The organism is Streptomyces sp. NPDC043870 (assembly GCF_056435785.1).
This window is the reverse complement of sequence record NZ_JBWKDT010000084.1, coordinates 1-11,081: the sequence shown is the minus strand read 5'-3', so window position 1 is coordinate 11,081 and position 11,081 is coordinate 1. Positions and strand designations below refer to the sequence as shown.

Here is an 11,081-nt window from a genome sequence, read left to right as displayed (position 1 = left end):
AACAGGACCCTCAGCAAGTCCCATCGTTGCAGGTCAAGGGCACTTTCCGCGTTTCTGATCAGCTCTTGGACAGCCTGCTTCGTGAAAGCGCGAGGCTAAGTAGGTAAGATCACGAGGGCGGCTTTGCCTGGGTTGAGTGTGAAACGGATTTGCGGGGCTCAGTGAGCCCCTTTCATCCTGAATAGTCGCAGGTCAGGAGATGCGGCGGGTGGAGCATCTGACTTTGCGGAGGATGCGCCAGGACTTGGCGCGTTCGCCCGGTGCCCTCAGCCGGGCGTGGTCCTGGTTGTACTGCTGGTAGTGGGCGGGCTGTTCGTGGTGGCTGTAGTAAGGGGTGCGGACGGTGGCGCCGGCGTCTTGGTAGGCACGGTCGGCCAGAACGATGATCTGCCGGGTCAGGCCCGGACGATGCCGTGGGCGCGGGCCGCGGTGAGGTCGTGGGGCCGTCCCGGTGCCGCGCGGGAGAACCGCAGCGGCGTGCCGTCCGGTGTGGCGATGACCTGCACGTTCATCCTGTGCTTGCGGTGCTTTTGCGAGTAGTACGGCTCGTCCGCGGCAACGCGGTCTGTGGGGATCAGGGTGCCGTCGACGATCACGAAGTCGCCCTCACTCAGTCCGACGAGGGCCTCGTGCAGACCCGGCGCCCACGCGGCGAGAATCTCCAAGGTCTCGTCCACCTAGCGCCAGGCCGTCGCCTCCGAGACACCGAACCCGGCTCCCACCTGGGCGAATGTCTCGTTCTTCCGGATGTGCGCAAGCACCAGCAGAGCCTGCTTGAAGCAACCGAGCCGTCTCTACGGCGAGCTCAGTTCACGCCTTCGGGCGTAGATGAGCCACGCAACGTGCTCAACGAGCTCGTGTGGGACGTCGAGCATGGAAGGATACGGAACCAATGGAGTGATCTGCACCGAAGCGGCGATTCCGATTTCGATGTTCTGCGAGCTGACCGGCATCCCGCGCCGTATCTGCACCCTCTGTCAGGCTCGCGCCCGCCGCGGCGAAGGGCCGGTGAAGGGGCCGTGGCCGGCCCCGGTGGTCGACGCGCTGGCGTCCCTCGCCGCGAAGTGCGCGGCGGACTGGTCGGCCTGGGGTCATCGCAAGATCCACTGAATGATGCGGACCAACGGCCATGACGTCTCCGTCTCGGCGGTTGAACGGGCCCTGCGTAGGCGGGACCTGCTCCAGCCCGTGGACTACCAGGGTGAACGCCGGGAGCATACCGAGGCTGGCAAGGCCGCCGTCGCCGACCCGCCGTCCTCGCCCAACGGGGTGTGGCAGCTGGTCTCTTCGAGTACGAGACGACCGGCGGCGGGATCTGGCGGCTGACGGGCACGGCTGGCACATCGCACCGTCGTGCACCGGCGCAGACGCCGTCGAGGCCGTGAAGATCGCCATCTCGGAGGCTGAGCGCCTGGGCGGCGCCCCGCTGGCCCCGGCGAGCGGGAGGCACCGATCGAGGCAGGCTGGCCCATGACCACCAGGACAGTGCCAACTTGTCGCGGAGCTTAGCGAAGACGGCGCGCAGTTTCGGCTCGCTGTTGGGCTCTTCCGGCCCCAGTCAGCCCGGCCGTGCTCTAGCCGACCTAAAGGTCGAGGAAGACGGACCGTCGGGGTTGGCCGGCCTGCCCGGCCCCTGGCGCGAAGGGGTCGGAAGGCCGGCCTGCCGCGAAGTCCGAGTCCCGCGGCCCCCGGGCCGGGTGACAGTTCCGCTCGGGTCTGCAAATCCTGGCACCCGCCCACCACCACAGTTGCTCACACCGCGGCCGCGGGCCTTCCGCCAGCCGGGCCATCAACCGGATGACATAAGGCCAACCGTTGTCGGCGTACTCCTCTGAGTGCTCCGCCAAGTACGGAGATACGTGCACCAGGTCGGACCCTGCTCTCGTAGGGTCTGCCTGTGGTTTTGAACGCTGTAGGAGCGTTCTTTGGAGGAGAGCGAGGCAAGGCGGCTCGCGGAGGAGTTTGGTCGCGGTTTGACCGAGCGGTGGGATGAATGGGCTTTTGAGCTCGGCCTGTGGGCGACTCCCGCCGTGACGGGCATGTTCGGCTTCACTTGGCACCCCACCGCGAGGGACGAGGAAGGGCGTCCGTTCCGAGTTGGTGGAAACTGGCCGATCCTCGTCGATCAGGACACCGGCGCATGCCGACTCGTGCAGGCGCCGAGCGAGTTCGCGGCTCTCAGAGGCACGTCGGCGGTTCGCGATGCCCGCTGGGCTGCCGCCCGTAGACGGCTTCCGCCCAGGTAGGTGCGGGCGCCGTGGCGGCCCGTGCCGGCGGCAAGCGGTCAGGCTGCGTCGTGCCGGTCTCGTTCGATGGCGGCGAGTCGGTTCTTGAGGCGGTAGCTTGGGCCGTTGATGGAGATGACGCCGCAGTGGTGGAGAAGGCAGTCGAGGATGGCGGTGGCGAGGACTTCGTCGCCGAATACCTGTCCCCATTCGCTGAAGGTCTTGTTCGAGGTCAGACACCTCACGATGCCAACGCGTCAAGCTGCGGCGGTGATAGCGATCGGGAACGCGGTGTTTTCGTCGAACAGCTTGCGGTGCTGGAGGCAGTGGTAGAGCTGGCCGATCATTCGGTTGAAGAGACCTGGACGCCGCGACCACGCGGTGAACTGGTCTCGATGGCGGCGTCGCCACCAAGCACGTGCCCGACGCTGCCATTACATGCGGCGCGGGCACACGTTGGTGGGACGGACGGCCCAAGACCGTCCCACCCATGCAAAACCCCCGCTACACTCCCCACCGCCAGGCCGTTGACCAGCAGAAATACAGAAGTCCGGCTGGAGTATTAGGATGATCGAGCCCTTTTCGTAGCGCTTTGAGATCACCTGGAAGACCAGGTTGGCCTCGGCTCGTGCGAGGGGCTGGTGTTGGGTCGGGGACGGGACGCCGTGCACCGTTTCCGGTGTCGGTCTTCCCATCCCCGCCCGCCGAACCGGACGTGCCCGTTGGCCGAGCATCCGGCTCTCCACGTGATCCGATGAATCAGGCGAGATATTCGCTGACCTGGCCGACGAAGGCCACATCATCGTGGCTGGTCCGGCGAAAGCGTGCTCCGTCCGGATTCACCTCATCGATGTTGTAGGGCGTGCTGATCTTCGCTCCGCGGAAGCGGTAACGCTCGACCCGCATCTTCGCCGGGTTGTAGAGGACGAGCCCGCCCTCCGTGATGCGGTCCGCCCCGTAGTAGCGGCGGCGCAACTGTTTCCAGGTCATATGAGGATGCTTGTAGCGAATCCAGTGAATCAGCCTCCACCACGCATACCAGCCGAGGTAGGAGAACGTCTTCTTGGATACGCCGTATCGGAAATACGCGGCCCAGCCCCGAAGGACCGGGTTGACCGTCCGCAGCACCTCCTCCAACGAGAGCGATGTCGTACTCCGCCCCGTCAGTTTCTTGATCTTGTGCATCACCGACGCCAAGGCCTGCTTGGACGGGATGGTGAGCACGACACGACGGCCGCCGCCCCAGGACCTCCGCTGGATGTGGAAGCCGAGAAAGACGAAACCGTCATCGATGTGGGTGATATGGGTCTTCTCATCCGAGAGGGTCATCCTCAGTCTGCTGGTCAGCAGACTGCCAATCTCTGCCTTGATGGTTTCTGCTTCAGACCTCGTTCCGTGCACCAGCACGACGAAGTCGTCCGCATAACGCACCATGCGGAAGTTCGGCAGTCCCCGTCGGCGCCGTTGCTGCTTGCGCCATCCGGGAGTCATCTCCGTGTCCCAGATCCGCGAGAAATGCCGGTCCAGAACCGAGAGATAGATGTTGGCCAACAGAGGAGAGGCAACTCCTCCTTGCGGAGTACCCGTGAGGGTCTCCGCGAATCCACCATGCGTCTCGACAACCCCGGCCCGCAGAAACGCGCTGACCAGCCGCAGGACCTTGCGGTCCTTGACGCGTTCGGCCACCAAGTCCATCAGGACGTGATGGTCGACGTTGTCGAAGCAAGCCTTGATGTCACCTTCGATGACCCATTCGTAGGTCGACGGCTTGCAGGTGAAGTGGTGGATCTCGGCGATGGCATCCTGAGCCCGACGACCAGGTCGATACCCGTAACTGGACGGATAGAAATCGACCTCGAAGATCGGCTCCAGAAGCAGCTTGAGTGCCATCTGCGCAACTCGATCGCGCAAGGTGGGGATGCCCAGGTAACGGACCTTGCCGTTCTTCTTGGGAATCACCGCCTGCTTGACCGGCAACGCGGTGAAGGACCCGTCCTTGAGGGAGGAGCGAAGCTCCTCCAGGAACGGAATCACTCCCTGGCGTTCCTCGACGTGGTAGCGGGTGACCGCATCCACGCCCGCTGTCCTGGCACCCCGGTTGCCAGACACCCGCTCCCAGGCCACCACCAAAGTGGCCCGGTCGCAGATCAAGTTGAATACATCATCGAACCGGCGGTCCGGTTCGTTCCTTGCCCATCGGTGCAGCTTGATCTGATGATCGAGTACCCGCCGCTGAGCCGTCATGCTGCCCGGCCAAGTAGTCGGCGACGCGTCGTTATTCAACAACGTTCCTCCCCGACAGCAGTCCTGCTGCCATCACGCTGTCGCCCTTCCCCATGTGACCGGCTTTCCCGGCCTCCGAGTACTACGGCGACTCCGCCACGATCTGGCTTCATCAGCGGGCATTGCGCCTGCCCGCCGCCCGGCCGGCTGCCGGACGGGAAGGGCGATGCCAGATCGCTTCCCACGTTCACTGAGGATCTCTGTGACGGCTTCGGTGCCCAGCTATACCCCGGCAGCATCGCCACGGACCGCACATCGCAGTCTTGGTCCGGGCCTCCCGAAACCCATGGGATAAAGGCGGCGGGAGAGGAGAAGCCATCGGCTACGGCGATCTCCAGCACTGCAAAGCGGCCCATCCACCAGGTTCGGCAGGCCGCTGACGACTCACGGGACGTCAACCACTGGTTCAGTTTCCTTGCACCCATTCCGTCTTCGCTTGCGGGCACGAACCGTCTGGTGGTGTCGGTCCGCCCCTACGTTGTCGAGGCTGCTTCCGGCCTCACCCCCAACCCGGGGCTCAGCCTGCCTCCAGCTTCAACCAGTCCCTGCGAGGACCGGCGGCGGGCCTCTCATCCCGCGAGATCCATCAGCGCCTCGTGGCGCACAGCCGACTTCGTCCAGGACGAGAACGGCGGGCCGCAGGTAGCTGCCGAGTTTGCTGGTCAGCCGCCCTGCAGTTTCAGCGGCGGTGAGGTTGCGGACCATGTCGTCGAGGCTGGTGAAGTAGATCGAGTAGCCGGCCCGGCAGGCGGCGACCGCGAGGGCGACGGCGATGTGTGTCTTGCCCACCCCGGGCGGCCCGAGCAGAGCCGCGTTGGCCTTGGCCTCGACGAAGGAGAGGGTTGCGAGGTCTTTGACCTTGCGGGGGTCGAGTTCGGGCTGGAAGGAGAAGTCGTAGTCCTCCAGCGTCTTGTGGTGTGGCAGTTTCGACAGCCGCAGGCCCTGGCGGAAGCGGCGGTCATCACGGACGGCGAGTTCCTCGGACAGGACCAGGTCGATGAAGTCGAGGTAGCCCATCTTGGCCTCGTCAGCCCGCTGTGCGTACTGGGTCAGGGCCTCGGCCAGGTGGGGCAGGCCCAGCTTGGCGGCCGTGCTGCGAATGCGGGTGGAGACCAGCTCGCTCAAGAGGATTCCTTCGGCGTTGGGTGGGTGGTGAAGGGGCGGGTGCCGGTCAGCTCGTCATAGACCGACAGAGGCCGGCGGCCGACCTCGACCTGAGTGGCCGCGGCCCGGTTCAGCAAGGCCAGCAGCGATCCCGCCTCCGGGCCGGAGCTGTCAGGCCGACGAGGTGCGGGCAGGTCGCCGCCCGCTGTGACCCGGCGGCCAGCTCCGGTGGGCAGGCCGTCCCAGTGCTTTTCGCCCACGATCCGGACACCGCGGCCAACTGCCCGCGGGTGGGCGGCCAGCAGCGTTTCTCCCCTGTGGTCGGGTGTGGTGGCATGCAGCGTGACCTGGGATTTCGTGGCCCTGATCTCGACCAGCTGACGCGGGCGGACCCGCTGGGCCGGCACCGAGTAGAGGTTCGCCTCGAACGCGACCAGGCAGTCCTTGCCAACGTAGCGAAGGTGCCGCTGGGCAACGACATAGGGGGTGGCCGGCAGCGGACGGAGGGCCATGTGGTCACGGACCGCCCGCAGGCCGATGACCTCGCCGTGGGTGCCGTGGACCTTCGCCCGCCGCAGGGGAACCCAGGCTGTGAAGGCGGCGTTCATCTCCTCGATCGAGGAGAAGGCCCGGCCAGCCAGGACGTGGTCCCGGACGATGCCGACCTGCCGCTCGACGCGCCCCTTGCCCTGGGGCCGGTAGGCAGCCAGCACGTCGGGGTCGAAGTCGTAGTGGCCGGCGAACGCGACCGCCTCTGGATGCAGCGGGACGGCCTCACCCGGTGCGACGTGCCGTCGGACGACGGTCTTGGTCCGGTCGTAGACGATCGACATCGGGACACCTCTGATATGCGGGTCTCGTTGTCAACGCCAATACGACGATCCCGCAGTAATGAGGTGCGATCCGTCAGCAGGATTCGAAGCTGGGGACAGCCGGACCGATGTTGCCGTCTTCGTCCATGAACTCGAGCCGTTCCATGAACGCCACGATGAACTCGGTGAACGAGCCGTCGAAGGTTTCGCATCCCTCTTCGTGGGCCATGGTGACGATCTTCCAGCGGTCCGGATCCGGGTTGCAGGGCAGGAAGAAATGCTCGTCGCCGCCATAGTCGTAGCCCCAGGAGATCAGGCCGCCCGGCTCGGGGTGGAACGGGTGCGGGAAGTCGTCTGGGCGGCGTTCGCGCGAGTTGGCGAAGCTCTCGTGGATGCGGCGCATGCGCTCCAGCAGCGGGCTGGAGCCGTGGGGGTGGAAGACCACAAGCTCTTCGGCAATCACGCCGGTGCCGTAGGTGTCCAGGAATGCCTTGAAGTCGCTGGGCAAGCGCGAGCCCACATGATTCTCGACCTCGGTCCAATCGTCGGGTGACCACCGCCGTGGCGACGGCATGCCGAGCAGCTGCTTCAACGCTTCGAGTCCTGCCATGCGCCTCACCTGCTCGATCGCCGTGATTGAACGGGGCAAACCTAACGGGATCGACCTGTCCAGTGGACGGCGGGGTGGCGCCCCGGCCCCCGCCAGGTAAGGAGAGTCAGCCAGCCTGCTCGTCGAGGCGGGTCAGCAAGCCGTCGAAGATCTGCTCACGAGTGACCTGTCCCTTGGCCGCGGCGTCGTCCCGCTGGCGTTCGAGGGTAGGCCGGAACTCGATCGTCGTGACGAAGAAGGTGCAGGACTCGCAGATCGACTCGAAGTGGCAGTCCATCTCGACGGGGCGAGCGCAGTAGCCGTTGCCGAGCATCCGGCGGTGCATCTCCCGGCGGAGCTTGGCCATCTCGGAGCCCTCGGCATCGGCCGGCAGGTGGCGAGGGGAGTCGTAAAGCGCCTCCACCTTCTCTGAGACGGCGAAGTACTCGTCTGCGACGGTCCGATCGGCAATGCGCGCGTAAACACGGGTCATGGACAACGAACGATGACCGAGCAGGGCGGCGATGGCCTCCAGCGACATGCCGCGGTTGATCGCCTGGGTGGCCAGAGTGTGCCGGAGCTGGTGCGGGGTGACCCGGCCGAGGCTGGCCCGTTCGGCGGCCTTGCGGACCGCGGCCTCGATGCGGGAGGCATTGACCGGGCGTCCGTGGTCGGTGAACAGCAGGTTCGAACGCAGGCCCTCCGGGCGGTGCAGCAGCCAGTCGTCCAGCAGCGTCTTGAGCTGCGGGTGCAGGGGAACGTAGCGGTCGGTGTGCATTTTGCCGACCGGAACACGCAGCCAGTAGGCGGAGCCGATCTGGACCACCGCGTCGATGGTGAGGCCGAGCATCTCGCTGCGGCGCATCCCGGTGCGGGCCAGGATCTCGATGGCCAGCCGGGCGAACGGATCCGGGTCCTGGCGGGAGGCGGCCAGCAGCTTGGCCGCCGCGGCATCGTCGAGGAAGCGGGGCAGCGGCTCGTCCGCGATCGGCAAGTCGCTGTCGAACACCAGCTGGCGGGGCGGCCGGTCGGCGGCGTCCCACTCGTCCAGGCGGCGGAAGAACCCGCGGAGTTTGCTCAGCCGGTCGCGGACGGTGTGCCGGTGCAGCGGGCCGCCGCGGGCGGCCGGCCGCTCCAGCAGCCACTGCCGATAGCGTTCGACGTGCCGACGCCTGAGCTCCGCGACGCAGGTCACGGCCGCGTCCTCGGCGGCCACCAGCAGAGCGAACTCCCGCAGCGTCAGCTCGGCATTCTTCACCGTGCCCGGCCGCATGGTGCCGGCGATCTGCCGCAGGTAGTGCTGCATGGTGTCCACCATCCCGGCCGGGACCTGGGACCACTCCCGGGCCCGGATGTCGGCCCGGTCCGGGGAACGGCGGCGGGGAAGCTGGTCCGTCAGCTCGCAGTGGAATAGCGTCGCCTCGAGGTTGAACAGGGCGGTGGACAGGGCCTTCACTCCGCGGTTGGGGGGATGCGGCGAGCCGCCTCCAGCAGCAGACGGCGTCCCTCGTCCCAGTCATTCTGCTGCAGCTGGTCCGGACGTTTGCCGACCAGCGCGACGAAGTGGCCCAGCAGGTTGAACTGGGTCATCGCCAGTGCGTCGCGAAAGCCGAGCGTGCGGGCGGTCTCCATGAACCGCAGGTGCAGTTCCGGCTCTGTTCGCGCGAGCACGATGCCCAGCCGCGGACGGCGGGCCACCAGGTAGTCCGCGCCCGGCTGCATCCGCCTGGTCACCGAGAGCCAGCTGATGAACCGGTGCGTCTCGTGGTTGAAGGCGAGCTGCCGGTCCAGCGGCAGGCGGCAGAAGTCGGCCAGGTCGGGAACGGCGGCAAGGAGAGCCCGCGCTCCCCAGCGGACCTTGTGGTCGGTGTTCATGCCCTGCGCGGCCCGGTGGGCGAGGTAGGACTCGACGAGGTCCGGGCGCACGATCGGTAGCGCCGCGGCGCGGGCCCGGCGCATCAGCTGTTCGCCTGGTCGGCGTCAATGGCGGCACTCGCCTGCAGGTACTGCTCGACGAGCCAGCTGTTCGCCAAGTGGATGTATATGCGGGTTGATTCGATGGAGCGGTGTCCGGCCTGGGCCTGTACCGCTTCCAGGGCCATGCCCGCTTCGCGTAGCCGGGTCAGGCAGGTGTGGCGGAGCTGGTGGCAGGTCAACTTCGGCAGTCCGGTCCGTTTCCGGACGCCGTCGAGGATCTCGTCCAGGCCGTGAGCGGACAATGGTCGTCCGCGGGTCGGTCCGCGCAGGACGACGAACAGCTGGTCGTGGTCGACCGGTGGACGCTCACGGTCCAGGTAGTCGCCGACAGCGGTGAAGAACTGCGCGGAGACAGGTATCAGACGCTGGTGCCCGCCCTTGCCCTCGCTGATGAAGACCCGACGCTCGCCCGGTGACAGGTCACCCAGCTTCAGGCCGAGGACTTCGCAGCGGCGCAGTCCGCCCAGCAGCATCGCGAGAATCATGGCCCGGTCCCGCGCGGTGTTCACCGCACCGAGCACCGCCTCGACCTCACCCGGCCCGAGGACACGCGGAAGGGTGCGTGGCGTGCGCAACAGCGGTGCCCCGCGGTTGCCACTGCGACGACGGTTGGCCAGCCCCGCCGACACCGGATTGCGAACGATAGCGAGGTCATCGCGGGTCATCAGGTAGCCGAACAGCCCCGAGATGCTGGCGAGCCGACGCTTGATCGTCCGAGCCGAGAGCCCCGCCTCACCATCCTCGAGCCGGACGACCCTCGGCCCCCGTCGCGGCTTCTTCTGCGCGGTGATGAACGCGAAGATGTCCGCGGTGACGACGTCGGTTGGCTCCTTGGGCACCACCGAGAAGAAGACCTTCAGGTCGTAGGCGGTGGCCAGCAGGGTGTTCGGCCGGCAACGTGCCGCCACGAACTCCAGGTAGTCGTCGGCCAGGGCGTGGCCCAGCGATGCGGCGGGGTTGCCCGCGGCATCGACGCGTCGTATCAGCTGCGGCTGCCAGGCCATCCGGGCTCCTCGACGGGAGCGACCATCCTGACCGGGAACGTGGGATCGCGGAAGAGTTGTCACCCACATAACCGCCGAAGTGGGCAAACGCAGTTCGGTGGCAGTCGAAGAACGTGGCCAGGTCCTGGCTTGTGGTGAAGCAGCAGAACGGGTCCCGCGAGTAGGACAAAGTCATGTGGAACGAGTAGACCTTCGGGATCCCGACATGGGCGAGGATCTTGCCTTCGTCGCCCCAGTCCACCTGGGCTTGAGCTCCGGGCACCACCTCGAACCGGCGGTGAAGCCCGGCGAGCTCACTCGGGCTGATGCCCAGTTCCTCCGCGATTCTGGGCCGGGCCTCCTGCAAGTACATCTTCACGCGCTGGTAGTTGCCGGTGAATCCGTACTCGGCCACCAGGCGTTCGTGAATTACGGCCCCTTTGAGCAGGATCTCGGCCCTCAGCATCGCGTCGATCAGCGGTGCGATCTCGTCCACCACCCGTCGCCGTGGCTGGCCGTTCGCAGCCCTCTTCGGCGGTGCAACCGGAACCTCGCCCGAGAGGTACTTGGTGACCGTGCGCCGATTCAGACCGGTCTCCTTCGCGATCTCCCGCAGGCTCATCGCACCGGACTCATACAGACCGCGAAACCGCCTCAGCTCCAGCCACCGATGCGGGTCCAGCACCACCGTCAGCCGCCCTCCGCCGATCCCGAACAGACGACAGCAGGCTCCAGGCGACGGCCTCTCAGCGCATCAACAACGGTGCATTCTCATCCGTACGTGGTGGTGCACGTTCACGGCCCTGGCAAGATTTCCGTGACGTCGGGGTGTGCCACCGTGCGCCGGTGCCGCTCCGTCACAGGTGGCGGCGTCGGAGATGAGCCATGAGGATCACGCGTTGGCGAAGGAGGGGGACGCTGGCGCGGCCGGCCATGAGCCGCTTCTGGAGCTTCAGGTCGGTGATGCGGCCTTCGTTGACGCCGGAGTTGAACGGGGTAGTGATGCCCTGGACCACCGCGGGCTGGTCCTCGCGGATGGCCTTGGTCAGGCTGGCCAGGGCAGGGAGGCGCGAGGTCGTGAGTTTCTCAAGCCAGTCTGGCAGTGGAG

At 66.6% G+C, this 11,081-nt stretch carries 8 protein-coding genes and 4 pseudogenes; 1 reads left to right on the top strand and 11 read right to left on the bottom strand.

The window, feature by feature from the left end; all coding sequences use genetic code 11:
- Positions 1 to 192: 192 nt before the first annotated feature.
- A pseudogene (locus tag AC0699_RS38485) lies at positions 193 to 953 on the bottom strand (transposase family protein).
- Between AC0699_RS38485 and AC0699_RS38480 the strand changes: the two are divergent.
- Positions 874 to 1,110, top strand: coding sequence for a hypothetical protein (locus AC0699_RS38480; RefSeq protein WP_478670850.1), 237 nt, complete (start codon positions 874 to 876; stop codon positions 1,108 to 1,110). The pseudogene AC0699_RS38485 and the gene AC0699_RS38480 overlap by 80 nt on opposite strands.
- 1,174 nt (positions 1,111 to 2,284) lie before the next feature.
- Here AC0699_RS38480 and AC0699_RS38475 read toward each other — a convergent pair.
- From AC0699_RS38475 to AC0699_RS38430, 10 genes and pseudogenes are all read right to left on the bottom strand, one after another.
- A pseudogene (locus AC0699_RS38475) lies at positions 2,285 to 2,461 on the bottom strand (ATP-binding protein); the annotation flags it as partial.
- Positions 2,462 to 2,659: 198 nt separating this feature from the next.
- Positions 2,660 to 2,920 carry an ATP-binding protein gene (locus AC0699_RS38470; protein WP_478670846.1) on the bottom strand — a complete coding sequence of 87 codons (261 nt, stop codon included), beginning with the start codon at positions 2,918 to 2,920 and terminating at the stop codon, positions 2,660 to 2,662.
- Between the two features lie 64 nt (positions 2,921 to 2,984).
- Complete coding sequence (gene ltrA, locus AC0699_RS38465; protein WP_478670842.1) at positions 2,985 to 4,508, bottom strand: group II intron reverse transcriptase/maturase; 1,524 nt, start codon at positions 4,506 to 4,508, stop codon at positions 2,985 to 2,987.
- A gap of 597 nt (positions 4,509 to 5,105) precedes the next feature.
- Positions 5,106 to 5,633 (bottom strand): annotated as a pseudogene (locus AC0699_RS38460) (ATP-binding protein); the annotation flags it as partial.
- Entirely contained in the window at positions 5,630 to 6,445 is an 816-nt protein-coding gene (locus tag AC0699_RS38455; protein ID WP_478670837.1) for a Mu transposase domain-containing protein, read from the bottom strand. The gene AC0699_RS38455 and the pseudogene AC0699_RS38460, both read right to left, overlap by 4 nt.
- 73 nt (positions 6,446 to 6,518) lie before the next feature.
- Positions 6,519 to 7,034 carry an SMI1/KNR4 family protein gene (locus AC0699_RS38450; RefSeq protein WP_478670833.1) on the bottom strand — a complete coding sequence of 172 codons (516 nt, stop codon included), beginning with the start codon at positions 7,032 to 7,034 and terminating at the stop codon, positions 6,519 to 6,521.
- A 106-nt stretch (positions 7,035 to 7,140) separates the two neighbouring features.
- A complete protein-coding gene (locus AC0699_RS38445; RefSeq protein ID WP_478670830.1) occupies positions 7,141 to 8,469 on the bottom strand; it encodes a tyrosine-type recombinase/integrase in 1,329 nt (442 codons plus the stop codon).
- Entirely contained in the window at positions 8,466 to 8,972 is a 507-nt protein-coding gene (locus tag AC0699_RS38440) for a hypothetical protein (protein ID WP_478670825.1), read from the bottom strand. Before AC0699_RS38440 ends, AC0699_RS38445 begins: the two co-directional genes overlap by 4 nt.
- On the bottom strand, positions 8,972 to 9,994 hold the full coding sequence (locus AC0699_RS38435; protein ID WP_478670819.1) for a tyrosine-type recombinase/integrase: 1,023 nt from the start codon (positions 9,992 to 9,994) through the stop codon (positions 8,972 to 8,974). The genes AC0699_RS38440 and AC0699_RS38435 overlap by 1 nt, the downstream gene beginning before the upstream one ends.
- 836 nt (positions 9,995 to 10,830) lie before the next feature.
- A pseudogene (locus AC0699_RS38430) lies at positions 10,831 to 11,081 on the bottom strand (ISL3 family transposase); the annotation flags it as partial.

Excerpts from the sequence above, each read along its gene's own strand:
- AC0699_RS38450 (WP_478670833.1), bottom strand. The coding sequence starts at position 7,034 with ATGGCAGGACTCGAAGCGTTGAAGCAGCTGCTCGGCATGCCGTCGCCA.
- AC0699_RS38435 (WP_478670819.1), bottom strand. The coding sequence starts at position 9,994 with ATGGCCTGGCAGCCGCAGCTGATACGACGCGTCGATGCCGCGGGCAAC.
- AC0699_RS38480 (WP_478670850.1), top strand. The coding sequence starts at position 874 with ATGGAAGGATACGGAACCAATGGAGTGATCTGCACCGAAGCGGCGATT.
- AC0699_RS38455 (WP_478670837.1), bottom strand. The coding sequence starts at position 6,445 with ATGTCGATCGTCTACGACCGGACCAAGACCGTCGTCCGACGGCACGTC.
- AC0699_RS38440 (WP_478670825.1), bottom strand. The coding sequence starts at position 8,972 with ATGCGCCGGGCCCGCGCCGCGGCGCTACCGATCGTGCGCCCGGACCTC.
- AC0699_RS38470 (WP_478670846.1), bottom strand. The coding sequence starts at position 2,920 with ATGGGAAGACCGACACCGGAAACGGTGCACGGCGTCCCGTCCCCGACC.